This is a genomic window from Janthinobacterium sp. BCJ23 (genome assembly GCF_059617945.1).
The window spans coordinates 169,387-187,769 of sequence record NZ_JCAQAW010000006.1; the positions used below are offsets into that span (position 1 = coordinate 169,387).

At 63.4% G+C, this 18,383-nt stretch carries 11 protein-coding genes; 8 read left to right on the forward strand and 3 right to left on the reverse strand.

The genetic code is table 11. The features are described 5' to 3' along the window. Positions 1-322: 322 nt before the first annotated feature. The 5 genes from AC54AG_RS19550 (at position 323) to AC54AG_RS19570 (ending at position 13,147) form a co-directional block, all read left to right on the forward strand. Complete coding sequence (locus AC54AG_RS19550; protein WP_496631359.1) at positions 323-3,673, forward strand: TIM-barrel domain-containing protein; 3,351 nt, start codon at positions 323-325, stop codon at positions 3,671-3,673. A 98-nt stretch (positions 3,674-3,771) separates the two neighbouring features. Next, complete coding sequence (locus AC54AG_RS19555; RefSeq protein ID WP_496631360.1) at positions 3,772-6,717, forward strand: TonB-dependent receptor plug domain-containing protein; 2,946 nt, start codon at positions 3,772-3,774, stop codon at positions 6,715-6,717. Between the two features lie 494 nt (positions 6,718-7,211). Further along, positions 7,212-10,253 (forward strand): TonB-dependent receptor, encoded by a 3,042-nt coding sequence (locus tag AC54AG_RS19560; protein ID WP_496631361.1) that lies wholly within the window; start codon positions 7,212-7,214, stop codon positions 10,251-10,253. Positions 10,254-10,319: 66 nt separating this feature from the next. Further along, the gene (locus tag AC54AG_RS19565; protein ID WP_230516491.1) at positions 10,320-11,711 is read left to right on the forward strand and encodes a Gfo/Idh/MocA family protein; all 1,392 of its coding nucleotides are present in this window, start codon (positions 10,320-10,322) and stop codon (positions 11,709-11,711) included. Positions 11,712-11,839: 128 nt separating this feature from the next. Further along, positions 11,840-13,147: a DUF3472 domain-containing protein gene (locus AC54AG_RS19570; protein ID WP_496631362.1), complete on the forward strand. Its 1,308-nt coding sequence runs from the start codon at positions 11,840-11,842 to the stop codon at positions 13,145-13,147. Positions 13,148-13,157: 10 nt separating this feature from the next. Here AC54AG_RS19570 and AC54AG_RS19575 read toward each other — a convergent pair whose 3' ends face one another. The 3 genes from AC54AG_RS19575 to AC54AG_RS19585 all read right to left on the reverse strand — a co-directional run bounded on the left by AC54AG_RS19575 (position 13,158) and on the right by AC54AG_RS19585 (position 14,697). Further along, positions 13,158-13,670 (reverse strand): hypothetical protein, encoded by a 513-nt coding sequence (locus AC54AG_RS19575; RefSeq protein WP_496631363.1) that lies wholly within the window; start codon positions 13,668-13,670, stop codon positions 13,158-13,160. A 118-nt stretch (positions 13,671-13,788) separates the two neighbouring features. Continuing rightward, positions 13,789-14,166, reverse strand: coding sequence for a SirB2 family protein (locus AC54AG_RS19580; RefSeq protein ID WP_496631364.1), 378 nt, complete (start codon positions 14,164-14,166; stop codon positions 13,789-13,791). Between the two features lie 84 nt (positions 14,167-14,250). Next, positions 14,251-14,697: a GNAT family N-acetyltransferase gene (locus AC54AG_RS19585; RefSeq protein WP_496631365.1), complete on the reverse strand. Its 447-nt coding sequence runs from the start codon at positions 14,695-14,697 to the stop codon at positions 14,251-14,253. A gap of 282 nt (positions 14,698-14,979) precedes the next feature. On the opposite strand from AC54AG_RS19585, the gene AC54AG_RS19590 reads away from it, so the two are divergent. The 3 genes from AC54AG_RS19590 to AC54AG_RS19600 all read left to right on the forward strand — a co-directional run bounded on the left by AC54AG_RS19590 (position 14,980) and on the right by AC54AG_RS19600 (position 18,360). Next, on the forward strand, positions 14,980-16,224 hold the full coding sequence (locus AC54AG_RS19590) for an MFS transporter (RefSeq protein ID WP_072453804.1): 1,245 nt from the start codon (positions 14,980-14,982) through the stop codon (positions 16,222-16,224). Continuing rightward, on the forward strand, positions 16,221-17,606 hold the full coding sequence (locus tag AC54AG_RS19595; protein ID WP_219329445.1) for a NarK family nitrate/nitrite MFS transporter: 1,386 nt from the start codon (positions 16,221-16,223) through the stop codon (positions 17,604-17,606). Before AC54AG_RS19590 ends, AC54AG_RS19595 begins: the two co-directional genes overlap by 4 nt. Before the next feature lie 61 nt (positions 17,607-17,667). Beyond that, positions 17,668-18,360 (forward strand): carbonic anhydrase, encoded by a 693-nt coding sequence (locus tag AC54AG_RS19600; protein ID WP_034751250.1) that lies wholly within the window; start codon positions 17,668-17,670, stop codon positions 18,358-18,360. Positions 18,361-18,383 lie beyond the last annotated feature (23 nt).

Genomic DNA, 18,383 nt, shown 5'->3' on the forward strand with positions numbered 1-18,383 from the left:
AGAAAGCATAAATACTAAATTTCGAAAAGTCAAATACGAAAGTAAAACGAAAGTAAATAGTTTGGCGGCTTGCGAAATAATGTCGTTTTAATGGCCCTGAAGCATGCTGCGGTGCAGCGCAAAAGCCCGTGGCGGCGCGGCCTGTCGCTGAAATGCCACGATAACGAAAGTATGTTTTGTGACATTTTGGTGAAACGTAAGAGAAATGCGCCAATTCTGGGCATTTTATTAATAAATTGCCGCTTTAACTTTCTTTTGATTGACGATATTTATTTTTCTTCTTAAAGTATTTCCATCACTTCGATTTTCTGAAAGCCAGCAGATGAAACCTCTCCCGCTTCCCCGCCGCGCCATTGCCGCCTGCGTCCTGGCCGCCCTTGCCACCCTTGCCGCACCGGGCCTGCATGCCGCGCCTATCGGTAATCTGGCCAGCTTGAGCGCCGTGCACGCGGCCGACGTTGCCAAGGGCGAGGCGCTGGGCTGGGACCTGCGCAGCGACACGGGCATGCAACTGCGTATCAGCCTGCCGCAGGTGGACGTGCTGCGCATCGAGGCCGGCGGCAAGGCAGGCTTGACGGGGCCCGGCGACAAGGCAGCGCCCATTGTCGTGGGCCAGCCTGCCGCACAGGTGGTGTACCAGATCAAGGAGCAGCCCGACCATATCCTGATCAACACGGATGCCCTGAGCCTGCGCATCGATCGCAAACCGCTGCGCTTTTCCCTTTTCCGCAACGGTGATGCGGTGCCCTTGTGGCGCGAGGTGCAGCCGCTGTCGCTCGACGACAAGCAGGGCGTGCAGGTGCTATCGAGCTTGCCGGGCGAGCGGTACTTTGGCGGCGGCCAGCAAAATGGCCGCTTCGAATTCAAGGGCAAGCAGGTGCCCGTGTCGTATTCGGGCGGCTGGGAAGAGGGCGACCGGCCGAATCCCGCGCCATTTCTCATGAGTTCACGCGGCTGGGGCATGCTGCGCAATACCTGGTCCGACGGGAACTACGATCTGCGCGACAAGGAGCAGATCTCGCTGCAGCACGCGGAAGGCCGCTTCGATGCGTATTTCTTCGTCGGCAAGGACTTGCCCGACGTCGTCGCCCGCTACACGGACCTGACGGGCCGCGCGCGCATGCTGCCCCGCTGGGCGCTGGAATACGGCGACGCCGATTGCTACAACGATGGCGACAACGTGAAAAAGCCCGGTTCCGTGCCGAAGAACTGGACGGACGGCCCCACGGGCAAGACGCCGGACGTGGTGGAAACGGTGGCGCGCCAGTACCGCGAACACGACATGCCGGGCGGCTGGATACTGCCCAACGACGGCTACGGCTGCGGTTACACGAACTTGCCGGAAACGGTGAAGGGCCTGGCCGGCTATGGCTTTCGCACGGGCCTGTGGACGGAAAACGGCGTCGACAAGATCGCCTGGGAAGTGGGCCAAGCGGGCAGCCGCGTGCAAAAGCTCGACGTGGCGTGGACGGGCAAGGGCTACCAGTTCGCCATGGATGCGAACAAGTCGGCCTATGACGGCATCCTGAACAACTCGGACAGCCGCCCCTTCCTGTGGACGGTGATGGGCTGGGCCGGCATCCAGCGCTACGCCGTGGCGTGGACGGGCGACCAGAGCGCCAGTTGGGACTACATCCGCTGGCATATCCCGACCCTGATCGGCTCGGGCCTGTCCGGCCAGGCCTATGCATCGGGCGACGTGGACGCCATCTTCGGCGGCAGCCCGGAAACCTATCTGCGCGACCTGCAGTGGAAAAGCTTTACGCCCGTCCTGATGGGCATGTCCGGCTGGGCTGCGGCCGAACGCAAGCACCCGTGGTGGTTCGATGAGCCGTACCGCGACATCAACCGCCGCTATCTGAAGCTCAAGATGCGCCTCACGCCGTATATGTATACCCTGGTGCGCGAAGCGGAACAATCGGGCGCGCCGCTGGTGCGCGGTCTGATGTGGGATTATCCGCAAGACCCGGCCGCCTACACGGAAGCGTATAAATACCAGTTCCTGCTGGGCCGCGACGTGCTGGTGGCGCCCGTCTACCGCAGCCAGGCCGTCAGCGGCGGCTGGCGCAAGGGCATCCACCTGCCGCAAGGCACGTGGTACGACTACTGGGATGGCCGCCAGGCCACGGCCGACGCCAAGGGACGCGACCTCGATCTGCAGGTGGCGCTCGATAAACTGCCCGTGTTCGTGCGCGCCGGCGCCATCCTGCCCATGTATCCGGAAATGCTGTACGACGGCCAGAAGCCGAAGGACCAGCTGACCCTCGATATCTACCCGCACGGCGATTCCGACTACACCCTGTATGAAGACGACGGCAACACGCGCCAGTACCAGGGCGGCGCCTTCAGCCAGCAAGTCATCCGTATGCGCCAGACGGGCGCCGACGTGCAGGTCGACATCGGCGCCGTCGATGGCCGGTACCAGGGCCAGGAAGCGCGCCGCGCTTATGCGCTGCGCATGCTGGCGGGCCAGGCACCGGCCGCCGTGCGCGCCGGCGAACGCCTGATCGCGGCAGCCGCCGGCCATGCTGCCTATGACAAGGCGGCAGAGGGCTGGTATTTTGATGCGGCGGACAGGCAAGGCACCTTGCACGTGAAAGTGGCGGCGCAGGATATTCGCCAGCCCTTGATGCTGCAGGTCGCCGGCGCGCTGGCCGTGGCCAGAGTCGATGCGGCCTTCCCGGCCGCTCCCGTGCCGGGCCGCGCCTTGCCGGCCGACGCCATGCAGGTGGTGGCGCGTCCTGCCGAGGAAAGCGGCTATCCGCTGGAAAACGCCTTCGATGGCAAGCCGGAGACGTGGTTCCGCACCGTGCGCAGCCCGTCCGTGAAAAGCGGCCCGCATGAATGGGTGATCGGCTTTACGGAACGGCGCCTGGTGGACGGCATCGAACTGGCGCCGCGCAACGACCAGCACTGGAAGCATGGCCAGGTGCGCGATTACGAAATCTACATCGGCGACAACAACGGCGAGTGGGGCGCGCCACTGCAGCGGGGCACCTTGAAGCTGCAGGAAGGCACGCAGACGATCAATTTCCCCGCCACGGCCGGGCGCTTGCTGCGCTTCCGCGTCATGAGCACGCAAAATCCGGAAGGCGATGGCGCGGCGTCCCTGGACCCGATGGTGACGGCGGCGCAAAGTGCGCCGGTGGCGCGCGCGTTCGACGCGGCGCTGGCGACCGACGTGGCGCCTGTCACCTTGTCCGCATTCCGCGTGCTCGAGCACAGAGTGGCCGAAGGCGAGGAAGTGCAGCGCTACCTGTCGGACCTGGCGCTGCCGAAGACTATCGCGAAAGACCGGCCGGCCGGCAAGGCGGCCGAGATGCGCATGAACGGGCTGTGGTTCCGCAAGGGCCTCGGCGTGGGACCCGCCAGCCGCATCGACTTGCAGCTGGCGGGCAACTGGAATCTGCTGCGCGCCGACCTGGGCGTGGACGATAGCTGCCGCAGCGCGGGCGGCTTGCAATTCCAGGTATGGAGCGGTGAGCGGCTGCTGTATGACAGCGGCCTGGTCACGGCTCCCGGGGTGGTCAAACCCGAAATCGACGTGCGCGGCCTGAGCCAGCTCAGTTTGCGCACCCTGGGCGCGCGCGGCGCCCACCCGGCCCAGGTCTGCGGCAACTGGGCCAATGCCGTACTCACCGGCACGGAAGGCGCGACAGTCAAGCCGCGCTAACTACTTCAATCATTTCACTAAAAAGAGCCCCTCTGCGGACCGGGGAGGGGCTCTTGCAACCTGACGAAAACAAATCACTTATAAAAAGGGAGTTGAGTATGCACTTGAAAAAACTGATGGCCGCGATGGTGGCGGTGGGGCTGGCGTCGACGGCGCTGGCGGCGGAGGAGGAGAAACTGCAGCGTGTCGAAGTGACGGGCTCCAGCCTGAAGCGCATCAACGCGGAAACGGCGTCGCCCGTGCAGGTGATCAACGCCAAGCAGATCGAGAACATGGGCGCGCTCACCTTGCTGCAAGTGCTCGACAACCTGCCCGCGGCCCGTCCGGCGCAGCAGGATTTCCGCTCGATGTTTACGGGTTCCGATGGCGGTTCGCAAGCGAACTTGCGCGGCATGGGCGCGCAGGGCACCCTGGTGCTGCTCAATGGCCGCCGCCTGTCGTTCTATGGCGCGCCGGCCGGCTTCCAGACCATGTTCGTCAATATCGACGCCATTCCCGCCGCCGCCATCGAGCGCATGGAAATCCTCACTGACGGCGCGTCGGCCGTGTATGGCTCCGACGCCGTGGCCGGCGTGATCAACGTGATCACCAAGAAGTCGTACCAGGGCCTGGAAGCGCGCGCCAATGGCGAGTTTTCACCGAGCGTGAAATCGTATGGCGAGCGCCAGGCCAGCGTGCTGTATGGCCTGGGCGACCTGGCCAGCGATGGCTACAACATCTACGGTTCCGTGAACGTCTACCAGCGCGACCGCATCGCGCTGGCCGATACCTGGCGCAAGCGCCCCTCGTATTTTTATGTGAACAATCCCAATTTCATCCCGAACATGCGCGTGGGCGTGGGCAGCGAACCGGGCGTGATGAATCCCGGGACCTTCTTTGTCTTCGACAAGGCGAAGAACAATGCGCGCACCCAGCGCGCCGTCAATGGCTGCAACAACAGCATCACCGAAGCGTCGGGCACGCGCTGTGTGTGGAATGCGCTGCCCAACCAGCTCGACACGGGCCCCACCTCGGAGCGCGCCACGGCCTACGTGAGCGGCCGGCTGAAACTCGGTGGCGACATGGAAGCGTTCGCGGAAGGCGCTTTCACCCACATCAAGATGCGCGGCGAGAATGGCCCGTCCAGCTTCAATAGCGGCAGCACGAACAACTGGTTCGCGCGCAACACGGGCAATACCCTGAACACGTTTGCCACGCCTTTCCTGAGCCCCAACAACGCCTACCTGAAAGGCAAGCTCGATGCCGACATGGTGGCCAAGATGGGCGGCGCGGCCGGCTTGAATTACCTGCTGCAGGATGCACAAGGCCACTTCGGTCAGAAGAACGTCGATGAAAACTACCGCGCGCTCGTCGGCCTGCGCGGCAGCATCGGCGGCGGCTGGGATTTCGAGACGGCGCTCAGCGTGGCGGGCAGCCATTCGACCCTATTCCAGACGGCGAACATCAACATCAAGGGCTTCGAGCAGGCATTCGGGCCGTTCACGAAAGACCCCGTCAGCGGCCGCACGTATATCTCCGACAATCCCGCCTACAAGTTCGGCGAAATCAGCGAGGCGAATGCGGCGCTGGTGCGCAGCGCCTATCCGACCTTCGCCATCGAATCGTGGACCAAGCTGATGACGTGGGATGCGAAGGTGGAAGGCACCCTGTTCAAGCTGGGCGAGCGCGAAGTGCGCGCCGCCGTGGGCACCAACGTGATGCGCGAGAGTTTCCTCACGCCCGGCAACGCGGATGCGGCCAATGGCCTGATCACGCAGCAGGGCGGTTCCTGGTTCGATGGCCGGCGCACCATCGCGGCCGTGTTTGGCGAAGTGGTGGTACCGCTCAGCGACACCCTGGAAGTCAACGCGGCCGCGCGGCTGGACAAATATCCGCATTTCTCGGCCAACCTGGCGCCCAAGCTGGGCGTGATCTGGCGCGCGCGGCCCGACCTGATGCTGCGCGGGACGTATTCGGAAGGCTTCCGCGCGCCCAACCTGGCCGAATCGGGCACGGGCGGCGTCTTTGCGCAGGTGGGTGGCATCCGCGACACGGTGCGCTGCGATGAAACGAATGCCATGGCGCGTGCACTGATGAAGTCCAAGGTGGCGACGGATGCAGACCTGGGCAAGAGTTTGCTCAATTCGAACTGCTCGACGACGGTGGGCGGCCTGACGCCGCCGAACCAGAACCTGCGCCCGGAAAAGGCGAAGATTTCCACGGTGGGCCTGGTGCTGCAGCCGGCCAAGGACGTGAGCATTTCCATCGATTACTGGTTCATCAACCGCCGCGACGAAATCGTGCGCCAGGACTTCAATGAGCTGTTTACGGAACTGGTGGACAAGTACGGCCCGACCCTGGCCGGCACGTCCAGCGCCATCCGCAACGACCTGACGGATACGGACCGGGGCAACGTGGCGGCGGTGGCGGCCATGTGCGCCAATCCCGCCAACGCGGGCGTGTGCGCGGGCGGCGTGCCCGGCTACTCGGTGGGCAACCTGGGCGGCTTGATCAACTCGTATTCGAACCGCGGCCGCACCCTGATGGATGGCGTGGACATCGATGCGCGCACGCGCTTTGGGCTCGGTGACTGGGGCAAGCTGAGTACCGGCATCGCGGCCACCATCCGCAAGCGCGATACCCACGACAGCGAAGACGGCAGCGACATCAAGGGCAATACCGTCGGCTACTACGATTCGCCGCGCTACCGCGCCACGGTCAACGCCGACTGGAGCTACCGCAACTTCGTCAGCAGCGTCTTCATCAACTACTCGGGCAAGACGCGCTGGGCCTACGGTCCCTGGGACAAGGACAACACGCCGGAAAACTGCACCGCCGCCTCGGTAGCGCTGCCGGCCGGCCAGTGCAAGGGCGCGCCGTCATACACGACGGTCAACCTGGCCTTCAGCTGGAAGCCGGTGAAGAACCTGGACGTGGGCCTGAACGTGAAAAACGCGTTCAACAAGAAGCCGTACTACGACCCGAACGGCTGGGAAGGCTACAACCATAGCCAGGACCTGTTCGGCCGACAGTTCGCCCTGTCGGCCAGCTACAAGTTCTTTTAAAGCGTGACGCTGCCCCGGCCCGTCTATGCGGGCCGGGGTATTGGCATGGAAAAGAAAAGACAATATTCCGAAATGCACAATACGAAAGATAAACGTAAGTGAAAGCAGAGTGCCATGGCTGCTTTCGTGTTTTTCTCCCCGCTTTTTTGCGCCGATTCACGATTTCTGCTTACCTCGCTGCAGTCGCGTGTATCTGTCATACCACGATAACGAAAGTTATAGGACGCATCGCAGATTGAATCGAAAGATAAAATGCCTTTATTCGCCGAATTTCTCGATAAATTGCCGTTATAACTTTCTTTTTGTTGACGATACTTATTTTTCTTTTTAAAGTAATCCCAAGAAAACGAAAATCAGCCGATACGGACTGATTTCCCGGAAGGTGCAACTGCCTGGAGCTACCTTCCGACGACCACCATAAAAATTGCATCCCCCCGGCTTCGCCCTGGAGCGGGGAGGGCGCGCATAACCCTCGATATAGACGGAGACACACCATGCATACCACCGGACTCAAATTGCGCGACATCAGCCGCGCCGCCGCGATCGTGATCGCCCTGGCGGCCGGCGTGCCAGGCCAGGCCTGGGCACAGTCGAACGCCACCAGCACCATTTTCGGCGAAGTGAGCGCGCCGGCCGGCGCCACCGTGGTGCTGGAAAACCTGGCGACGGGCGTGCAGCGCACCTTGACGCCCGATACGTCGGGCCGCTACGTGGCCAACTCCATGCCGCCAGGCCGCTATGCGGTGCGCGTGCTGCGTGCCGGTTCGGTGGAAGCATCGCAGGAAGTCGAAGCCCTGATCGGCGCGGGCGCGGAGGCCAACTTCGGCCCGGCCAGCGCGGCAGGCACCGTGGGCCAGGAGCAGACCGTCGTGGTGAAGGCGTCGCGCAATCCGATCGACGTGTCGAACACGAACAATGGCGTGATCTTCACGGCCAAGGAATTGAAGGCGTTGCCGGTCGGCAATGATGTGGCGTCCATCGTGCAGCTGACGCCGGGCGTCTCGCGCGGCACCAACAGCGTGTATGGCAATGCGCCATCGATCGGCGGCTCGGGCCAGTCGGAAAACGCGTTCTACGTCAACGGTTTCCCCATCACGAACATCCTGACGCAGGTGGGCGCGTCGGAGCTGCCATTTGGCGCGATCTCCAACCTGCAGGTACTGTCGGGCGGCTACGGTTCGGAATTCGGCCGCTCCACGGGCGGCGTGATCAACATCACCACCAAGAGCGGCGGCAACAAGGTCGAATTCGGCGGCAAGGTCTCCATCATCCCCCGTTCGCTCAAAGGCGAGCCGGAAAACACCTATTACCCGAACACGGGCGCCAATCCCAAGACGGATGGCAATCTGCTGTACTGGAACCGCGACAATGGCAGCACCAGCAAGGTGGTGGGCCTGTACGGCAGCGGCCCGCTGATCAAGAACAAGCTGTTTGCCTTCGTGGCGCTGGAACAGACGCGCACGGACAGCCAGTCCGTTGCCGCCGCCGCCGACTCGGGCACGGCCCTGGCGCGCGGCTGGAGCACGAGCCAGAGCAAGGTGGACCGCATGATGGCCAAGCTCGATTACAATCTGACGGACGACCATCACTTCGAATACACCAAGCTGTATGACCGCACGAAAACAGACAGCCAGGCGTATGGCTACAGCTACGCCACGCATGCGAGCAATGGCGTCCAGGCAGGCAAGGGCGAGACGACGGTCAACTGCTGCGGTTCGTCGGCCGCGCCGGGCGCCAACATCGACATCTTCAAGTATACGGGCTACCTGACGGACAACCTGACCGTGACGGCCATGATGGGCGAGTCGCGCACCTCGCACACCCGCACGCCGAACGGCTACAACCCGCTGCTGGCGCAAACGTCGTCGAATACCTCGACGCAGGTGCCTGGCCTGACGTACGCCAATCCGCAAACGGTGACGGGCACCTTGGTCGACCCGTCGTCGGAAGACCGCCAGAAAGCCAAGCGCCTCGATCTCGAATACAAGCTGGGCAAGCACTCGCTGCGCGGCGGCATCGACCGCATCGACGTGGAATCGAAAGTGGGCCTGAGCCTGGCCGGCGGCCACCGCTGGAGCTATCAGCGCGCGACCGATCCGAACCGGGCCATCAACGGTGCCTTTGAGACGCCGGCCCAGGGCGGCGGCTACGGTGCGCAGGGCTATTACGTCAGCAAGGACTTGAACGCCAACCTGGCGCGTCCGACCAGCGTGCAATCGGCGCAATACATCCAGGACCATTACCAGGTCACGGAACGGGTGCTGCTGGACCTGGGCCTGCGTCGCGAACAGTTCACCAACTACAGCACCGATGGCGTGGCCTTCATTTCGCAGCGCAACATGATCGCCCCGCGCGTGGGTGCCACCTGGGATTACCTGGGCGACGGCACGCTGAAATTCTTCGCCAACGGCGGCCGCTACCACCTGCCCGTGCCATCGAATTTGTCGAGCAACATGGCCAGCCCCTTCCTGGCCACCAGCGAGATGTACACGTACACGGGCATCGATCCCGTCACGGGCGCGCCGACGGGCCTGCACGCGATCAGCAAGCCGTATTCGGCAAACAATGCGTATGGCCAGAGCCGCGATGCGCGCGAGGTGACGGCCGTCGGCCTGAAGCCGCTGTCGCAGGATGAATTCTCGCTGGGCTTCGAACGTGCCCTGAGCAAGAAGCTGGTGGTGGGCGCCAGCGTCCTGTACCGCAAGCTGAACGACACCAACGACGACACCTGCGACGCGCGTCCGCTGCAAGCCTGGGCCACGCGCAACAGCGTCGACACGAGCAATTGGGGCGGCTTCCAGTGCGCCATCATCAACCCGGGCCGCGACAACAGCCTGATGGTCGACTTCGACGATGGCAAGGGCTTGCGCCGCGTGGATATTTCGGCGGCGGAGTGGGGCAATCCGAAACCGGCACGCACCTACCGCGCTTTGAACATGTTCATCGAGCACCCGTACACGAATGGCTGGTACGGCAAGCTGACCTACACCTTGTCCGGCCTGAAGGGCAATATGGAAGGCCAGACGGACAGCATCGGCGGGGGCGACGTGGGCCTGACGGTCAGCGACGACCACAAGGAATTGATGTACAACGCGTATGGCTATCTGCCGGGCGACCACCGCCACGCCTTCAAGGCCTACGGCTTCATGCAGGTCATCCCGGACGTGACGGTCGGCGCCAACCTGTCGCTGACGTCGGGCGCGCCGCGCAACTGCATCGGCGCGCTGCCCGACAACCTGAAGTTCGAGAACGACTACGGCGATTCCTACTTCTATTGCGATGGCAAAGCGGCGCCGCGCGGCAGCCAGGGCCGCCTGCCTTGGCAAGCCCAGCTGGACATGAATCTGGCCTATACTCCCAGCGCCGTCAAGGGCCTGAGTCTGAAAGTGGACGTGTTCAATGTGTTCAACAGCCAGACCGTGACCCGCTACAACGAGACGCGCGAAGACCATGGCGCCATCGCCCGCAACTATCTGCAGGTGGCCGGCCGCACGGCGCCGCGTTCCGTGCGCTTCACGGCGGAATACACCTATTAAACTGCAGCCGGCCTGCCGTGCGGCGGGCCGGCGACGATCATTACCAATGGAAGCGAGAAGAGACCAATGACGACACAAATCAATCGACGCAATTTCCTGTCCGCCAGCGCCGCGCTGGCCGGTGGCGCCATGGCCGGCAGCGCACTGCTGCCTGGCGAGGCCAACGCCGCACCCGCCGCCGGCCGCGACAAGGTCCGCCTGGGCCTGATCGGCACGGGCATGCGGGGCCAGGTGCTGCTGGCTGAACTGGTGCGCCGCGACGACGTGGAAGTGGTGGCCCTGTGCGATATCGAACCGATCATGCTGAAACATGCGCTGGGCCAGGTGGCCAAGGCCGGCAAGCCGCGTCCGCGCACGTATGGCGAAGACCGCGACCAGAAAGCCTACAAGCGCATGCTCGACGCGGGCGGCCTCGATGGCGTGATCATCGCCACGCCGTGGGAATTCCATGCGCCGATGGCGATCGCCGCCATGCAGGCGAAGATCGCCGTCGGCTGCGAAGTGGTGGCCGGCATTACCCTGCAAGACCACTGGGATGTCCTGAACACCCAGCTGAAAACGGGCACGCCGTACATGTTGCTGGAAAACGTGTGCTACCGCCGCGATGTGATGGCCGCGCTGCAAATGGTGCGCGCGGGCCTGTTCGGCGAACTGCTGCACCTGCAGGGCGGCTACCAGCACGATTTGCGCGCCGTGAAATTCAACAGCGGCAATCCGGCCAAGCCATATGGCGGCGGCGTGGAATTCGGCGAGAAGGGCTGGTCGGAAGCCCATTGGCGCACGCAGCATTCGGTCGAGCGCAATGGCGAGCTGTATCCGAGCCACGGCATCGGCCCGTGTGCCATGTACACGAACATCAACCGCGGCAACCGTTTTACGCGCATCAACGCCTTCGCCACCAAGGCGCGCGGCTTGCACGATTACATCGTCAAGCAGCCAGGCGGCGCCCAGCATGCGAACGCCAAGGTCAAATTCAAGCTGGGCGACGTGGTCACCACGACCCTGGCGTGCGAGAACGGCGAAACCATCATCCTGCAGCACGATACGAGCTTGCCGCGTCCATACTCGCTGGGCTTCCGCGTGCAAGGCACGGACGGCCTGTGGATGGATTTGAACAATTCGATACATATCGAAGGCGTCAGCAAGCCGCACCAGTGGGACGACTTCAAGGCTTACCAGGACAAGTATGAGCATCCGGTGTGGCGCAAGTACGCGGCGCAAGCCGAAGGCGCGGGCCACGGCGGCATGGACTTCTTCGTCATCCACGCCTTTGTCGAAGCGCTGAAAGCCAACGCGCCGATGCCGATCGATATCTACGATGCCGTGACGTGGAGCGCCATCACGCCGCTGTCCGAGCAATCGATCGCCGCCAACTTCCAGACCCTGGACTTCCCGGACTTTACGGGCGGGCAGTGGAAATCGCGCAAGCCGATCTTCGCCCTCGACGGCAAGTACTAAGCCGACAGAACCCGCTACCGCACCAGCTGCCGTAGCGGGTTTTTTCTATCCACCCAGTTTTTCAACCGCGGCGCAGGTGCGCAGGCCCGTGTTCGCCCGCCGCAAAGCTGTACCACCAGGAGACGTTGATGAAACACAGAAGTTCATTACTCTATGCCATCCTTCCCGCCATGCCCTTGCTGCTGGCGGCCTGCGGCGGCGCCACCGCCACGGGCAACGGCAATACGGCCTTGCTGGCGGCCAGCGTGGCGGCGCCCGCCACGACGGCGACCGTGGAACTGGCCGGTAACGCCTTCATCACCAGCGGGGACGCAGGCGCCGTCATCAACGAACGCGGCCTGGCCGGCTGGAGCAATCCCGATGCCGTCGCCAGCACGTATTTCCGCGTGGCCGGGGCGGGCTCCGTGCAGGTGGCGCTCGACGCCAGCCTGGCCGATGGCGGCAACAGCACCATCCGCGTGAAGATCAATGGCACGCCGTTCGACGTCAAGCTGGCCGGCAAGGAGCGCAAGACCTATGCCGTCGGCACGGTCAATGTGCCGGCGGCCGGCTATGTAAAGGTCGACATGCAGGGCCTCAAGCGCGTGAAGGGCACGTTCGGCGATGTCGCGGCGCTGAAGGTGACGTCGAATACGGCGCTCACCTATGCGAATGACCCCGCCAACTACTACTGGTCGCGGCGCGGCCCGTCCGTGCACATGGGTTATACGGTGCCGGCCAATACCGAGTATTTCTATAACGAGATGACGATTCCCCAGGGCCAGGACGCCATCGGCTCCTATTTCATGGCCAACGGCTTTGGCCAGGGCTACATGGGCATCCAGGTGAAATCGCCGAGCGAGCGCTGGATATTGTTCTCCGTGTGGGACGCCGACAATGGCGCCAAGACCACCCTGGTCAGCAAGGGCGCCGGCGTGGTCGACAATGCGTTTGGCGGCGAGGGCACGGGCGGCCAGACCTATCTGTCGTATAACTGGGCGGCTGGCACGACGTACCGCTTCATCACGCGTGCGCGGCCCGACGGCAATGGCGGCAGCGATTATTCGGCCTGGTTCTTCGCGCCCGAGACGGGCAAGTGGCGCTACATCGCCACCTGGAAGCGGCCGGCGATCTCCACGTATCTGACGGGCGTGCATTCCTTCCTCGAGAACTTTATCGATACCCTGGGCTACACGGAGCGCCGCGTCCAGTTCGGCAACCAGTGGGCTCGGAATGCATCGGGCACGTGGTCGGAAGTGACGGCGGGAAGGTTCACCGGCGACGCCACGGCCACGAATGCGCAGCGCATGGATTATGCGGGCGGGCTGGAAAACGGCAAGTTCTACCTGCATAACGGCGGCTTCTTCGCCGACTACGTGAAAACCAGCCAGAACTTTACGCGGCCCGCGACGGGCCAGGCGCCGGCCGTCGATGTGAGCGCCTTGCCGATGCAATAGGCGTTGATCCTTAGCCCGGTTGCTTGCCCACCATCGCGTCGATGCCGCGGTAGTAGGTGAGTGGCCGGCCTATCGTCACGCCCATCAATGCCGCGGCCTGGATGATGTCGTCCGTGTCGCGCCGGTACACGATCAGCGCATCCATTTCGTCTGAGCCGTTGCCGTCGATCTGGATCAGGTCATAGCCGCCTTCTTCCACGGCGCGCTGCGCCAGTTCCGTATCCAGCCACTCGAAATAGGGCAGCACGCTGCCGCCGCTTTCCTTGAGCAGTGCGTACGGGAAGTCGGGAAATTCGTCGAACATGTCCTGTATCTGTTCGTGCAGTTCATCGATCTTGTCGCTCGACGCCATGTAGCCGGCCAGCTGCGAGAGCATTTCCAGCGCGTAGGCTTGCGCATCGCTGTCGACCCATTCCTCGCGCGGCGCGGAGGGGGCTTCGGTGATGGCGGCGACGGCGTCGTCGAGTTCGTCGCCTTCCAGGTCGCCGCAGGTCAGCTTGGTCAGCAGTTCGGATAGCAGCATGTTTGCCTTTCAGGAGTGGATGCGGGGCCACGGTAGCCCGCTTGTCGATGAAGTTGCAAATACTATCATTGCCTTCCACTTGCGCGCGCCCGGCAGAACTGGCGCGCGCCGCAATCGCTCAGAGCGGCCAGGCCTGCTTGGTGACGGCCACGGCGACGATGTAGGCAAATACCAGCACGGCGCCCGCGAAGGCTGCGCCGCGCACGGCTGGCGTCTTGCCCCGTTTCAGGGCGATGGTGCCCAGCACGATGTAGGCCACCAGCGCGCACAGTTTGGCGGCCAGCCAGGGCTGGCTGCCCGGCGACTGGCCGCTCCACACGGCCAGGGTGATTGCGCTGGCCAGCAAGGCCGTGTCGACCAGGTGCGGCAGGATTTTTACCCAGCGCTGCTGCAAGGCGGGCGAGGCGCGCAGCATCCATGCGCCGCGCAAGAGGAAAAGCAGGCCGCTGGCGGCGGCGCAAGCCATGTGGAAATGCTTGAGGCTCAGATAGTCCATATGTCCATGCGGTCGTTATTCAAAGTAGCGCCAGCATAGCCGCCTTTGGCGCGCCGCGCCATACGCCGTCGGAGGGACGCGCAATCAGCGGCACCATTTCATGTACACGAGCTCCGGGTCTCCCTCGTCGAGATGGTCGATCTGTCCGCTGCGCACGAAACCCGCGCTGGCGAACAGCCGTTGCGCGGCCAAATTGGACTGGTTCGTCGAGGTGAATAGCTTCGCCGTCGTGCACGCGGCTTCGGCGGCGGCCAGCAGGCCCACGCCCACACCGCGCCGCTGGTAGGCGGGCGAGACCACCACCAGCGAGACAAAACCGTAATCGAAGAAATCGTCGCGCGTGAGGACATAGCCTGCCACCTGGCCCGCCTGGATGGCCACCTGGCAGTGCCCCTGGCCGACGGCGGCGCGCACGGCATCGCCCCGGCTGGCGTGCGCCTGCGCATAGGCATCGCAGGCCAGCATGGCGTCCACATCGGCCGGCAGCGCCGCGCGCGTGATGATCCCGTCTGTTTCGTCTCTGTTCTGCATGGCGTTCTTTTTCTCCAGGCGCCGAGTGTGCCAAAAATGCGTCCGTTTGTAAAACACCCGCCATCCAGGCTAGGTTCATACCCCGACATCTAGTCACTTTTGCCGATGCGGCTATCCAGATTGCCTTTCCAGAATCACCCTGTGGCCGATAGTGCCTTTCGACTCTGCCACGTAAGCTGGTCGGGACGGCTGGCCAGACGGCCAGTGCATTCATGGAGAAACATCGTGGCTACCCTAGATGGCACTAAGAACAACAGTAGTAACAAGGCAGTCGAACCCGGCATGCGGCGCAAGCAGGCGTCCGTGCTGATCAGCAGCACCTTCGCCTTTACCATCTGCTTTGCAGTCTGGATGATGTTTGCCGTGCTGGGCATCCCCATCAAGACCAGCCTGGGATTGACTGAAACACAATTCGGCCTGCTGGCCGCCATGCCCGTGCTGACGGGCTCCCTCGTGCGCGTGCCCCTGGGCATCTGGACGGACAAATACGGCGGACGCCGCGTCTTCTTCTGGCTGATGCTGGCCAGCGTGGTGCCGATCTACCTGATCTCCTACGCCACCGCCTATTGGCACTTCCTCGTGCTGGGCATGTTCGTGGGCCTGGCGGGCGGCTCGTTTTCCGTCGGCACGCCCTACGTGGCACGCTGGTATGAAAAGGAGCGCCGCGGCCTGGCGATGGGCATCTTCGGCGCCGGCAACTCCGGTTCCGCGCTGACCAAGTTCGTCGCGCCCGGCATCGTCGCCGCCTTCGGCTGGCAGATGCTGCCCAAGGTGTATGCGGTAGCCATGCTGGCCACGGCCATCATCTTCTGGCTGTTCTCATACACGGACAAATCGCACCTGGCGCCATCGGGCGAAAGCTTCAGCGCACAGATGAAGGTGCTGAAGGACCCGCGCGTGTGGCGCTACTGCCAGTACTACTCGGTGGTGTTCGGCGGCTACGTGGCGCTGGCGCTGTGGATGACGAAGTACTACGTGGCCGAATACGGTTTCGACCTGAAACACGCGGCGCTGCTGGCCGCCTGCTTCTCGCTGCCGGGCGGCGTGCTGCGCGCCGTGGGCGGCTGGATCTCCGACAAATACGGCGCGGCGAAAGTCACCTGGGCCGTGATGTGGGTGTGCTGGGTGTGCTTCTTCCTGCTGTCGTATCCGCAAACACAGATGGTCGTGGAAACCGTCACCGGTCCGCTGGCCTTCCATATCGGCCTGTCGCCGCTGTGGTTCACCGTGCTGCTGTTCATCGTCGGTATCGCCATGGCCGTGGGCAAGGCGTCCGTCTTCAAGTTCATCGGCGATGATTTTTCCGACAACATCGGCGCCGTCTCGGGCGTGGTCGGCCTGGCCGGCGGCTTGGGTGGCTTCATCCTGCCCGTGATGTTCGGCGCCCTGGTGGACTTCACGGGCGTGCGTTCGAGCTCCTTCATGCTCCTCTACGGCACTGTCTGCGTCTCCCTCGTCTGGATGTATTTCTCGTTCAAGCCGCTGCGCGCGGCACCTACCAATCAACCTGCAGGAGCAAAAGCATGAGCAGATATATGATCAATACCTGGGAGCCGGAAACCCCGAGCTTCTGGCAAAACACGGGCAAGGCCACGGCCGCGCGCAATCTGTGGATCTCGATCCCCGCGCTGCTGCTGGCATTCGCCGTGTGGATGGTGTGGAGCGTGGTGGTGGTCAACCTGCCCAACATCGGCTTCACCTACAGTAACAACCAGCTGTTCTGGCTGACGGCCTTGCCGGGTTTGTCCGGCGCCACCTTGCGCATCTTCTATTCGTTCATGGTGCCGATCTTCGGCGGGCGCCGCTGGACGGCCATTTCCACGGGTTCCTTGCTGATTCCCGCCATCGGCATCGGCCTGGCCGTGCAGGATGTGAACACCGGTTATCCGACCATGCTGATCCTGGCCCTGCTGTGCGGCTTCGGCGGCGGCAATTTCGCCTCCTCGATGGCCAACATCAGCTTTTTCTATCCTAAGGCGAGCAAGGGCTTCGCGCTGGGCATGAATGCGGGCCTGGGCAACTTGGGCGTGTCGGTGGTGCAGTTCGTCGTGCCGCTGGTGATCACGTTTGCCGTCTTCGGCGCCTGGGGCGGCGATTCGCTCACCTGGGTCAAGAATGGCGTGAGCAAGGACATGTGGCTGCAAAACGCGGGCTTCATCTGGGTGCCGTTCATCGCGCTGTCGACCTTGCTGGCCTGGTTCGGCATGAATGACCTGGCGTCGGCGAAAGCGTCGTTTTCCGAACAGGCCGTGATCTTCAAGCGCAAGCACAACTGGCTCATGTGCTGGCTGTACACGGGCACCTTTGGCTCCTTTATCGGTTATTCGGCCGCGTTTCCGCTGCTGATCAAGATCCAGTTCCCCGACGTGAACCCGCTCGATTACGCCTTCCTCGGCCCCCTCGTCGGTGCGCTGGCGCGCGTGGCCGGCGGCGTGATTTCCGACAAACTGGGCGGCGCCAGAGTCACCCTGTGGTCCTTCCTGCTGATGATCGGCGCCGTGCTGGGCGTGCTGTACTTCATGCCGCAAGCGGGCGTGGGTGGCAGTTTCAATGGCTTCTTCTGGATGTTCATGCTGCTGTTCGCCGGCACGGGCATCGGCAACGCGTCGACCTTTCGCATGATCCCCGTGATCTTCCTGACGGAACACCAGCGCGCGGCGGCCGGCAAGGGCAAGGCGGCGCAGGAGCAAGCCATCGTCGACGCCAACAAGGAAGGCGCGGCCGTCCTGGGCTTCACCTCGGCCGTGGCCGCCTACGGCGCCTTCTTCATCCCGAAAAGCTATGGCACCTCGATCGCGCTGACGGGCAGCCCCGACGCGGCCCTGTGGTGCTTCATCGGCTTTTATGTCAGCTGCATCGCGATCACCTGGTGGTGCTATGCGCGCAAGAATGCGCCGATGCCTTGCTAGTTAGCGTCAGAACGCCGGGCGAGTCCTGCTCGCCTGGCGTTGAACACAGTAAGAGGTAGTCATGGAAGAACTGGAAAAATTCGTCAACGGCTTCAGCCTGTTTCAGCAGCAGTACTTCAGCGAGCCGCAAACCCTGTACGACAGCCTGCGCGACGGGCAGCGGCCCTCGACTCTGCTGATCGGCTGCTGCGATTCGAGGGTCGACCCCATGCTGCTGACGGGCAGCGACCCCGGCGACATGTTCGTCGTGCGCAATATCGCCAACCTCGTGCCACCGTGTACGCCGGACGCGCCGCCCGGCGTCAGTTCGGCCATCGAGTTCGCCGTCTGCAAGCTCGAAGTGGCCAGGGTTATCGTGCTTGGTCATGCGCGCTGCGGCGGCATCCGCGCGCTGCTGGAACCGCAGCCGCGCGCGGAAGGGCAGGAAACGGACTTCGTTGGCCAGTGGATGCGCATCGCCGAACCGGTGGCGCAAAGAGTACGGCGCGAACTGGCGCACCGTTCGTCGGCGGAACAGCACCACGCGTGCGAGCTGGCCAGCATATTGCAGTCGCTGGACAACCTGCTCACCTACCCGTGGCTCAAGCGCAGGGTGGAGCAGGGCGTATTGAAATTGCATGGATGGTATTTCGACATCGACAGCGGGGCGCTGATGGCGTATTCGGCGCGCCAGCAGCAGTTTTTGCCGCTGGTCTGTCCGATAGAAAGGGCGCGCCATTTGCATGAGCGCCCTTGGCCGGATGCGGGCAGATAATCCGAAACGTGCGGCCAACAAGG

Bases quoted from the DNA above. Each gene is read 5' to 3' on its own strand.
- AC54AG_RS19550 (WP_496631359.1), top strand. From the start codon at position 323: ATGAAACCTCTCCCGCTTCCCCGCCGCGCCATTGCCGCCTGCGTCCTG.
- AC54AG_RS19555 (WP_496631360.1), top strand. From the start codon at position 3,772: ATGCACTTGAAAAAACTGATGGCCGCGATGGTGGCGGTGGGGCTGGCG.
- AC54AG_RS19560 (WP_496631361.1), top strand. From the start codon at position 7,212: ATGCATACCACCGGACTCAAATTGCGCGACATCAGCCGCGCCGCCGCG.
- AC54AG_RS19565 (WP_230516491.1), top strand. From the start codon at position 10,320: ATGACGACACAAATCAATCGACGCAATTTCCTGTCCGCCAGCGCCGCG.
- AC54AG_RS19570 (WP_496631362.1), top strand. From the start codon at position 11,840: ATGAAACACAGAAGTTCATTACTCTATGCCATCCTTCCCGCCATGCCC.
- AC54AG_RS19575 (WP_496631363.1), bottom strand. From the start codon at position 13,670: ATGCTGCTATCCGAACTGCTGACCAAGCTGACCTGCGGCGACCTGGAA.
- AC54AG_RS19580 (WP_496631364.1), bottom strand. From the start codon at position 14,166: ATGGACTATCTGAGCCTCAAGCATTTCCACATGGCTTGCGCCGCCGCC.
- AC54AG_RS19585 (WP_496631365.1), bottom strand. From the start codon at position 14,697: ATGCAGAACAGAGACGAAACAGACGGGATCATCACGCGCGCGGCGCTG.
- AC54AG_RS19590 (WP_072453804.1), top strand. From the start codon at position 14,980: ATGCGGCGCAAGCAGGCGTCCGTGCTGATCAGCAGCACCTTCGCCTTT.
- AC54AG_RS19595 (WP_219329445.1), top strand. From the start codon at position 16,221: ATGAGCAGATATATGATCAATACCTGGGAGCCGGAAACCCCGAGCTTC.
- AC54AG_RS19600 (WP_034751250.1), top strand. From the start codon at position 17,668: ATGGAAGAACTGGAAAAATTCGTCAACGGCTTCAGCCTGTTTCAGCAG.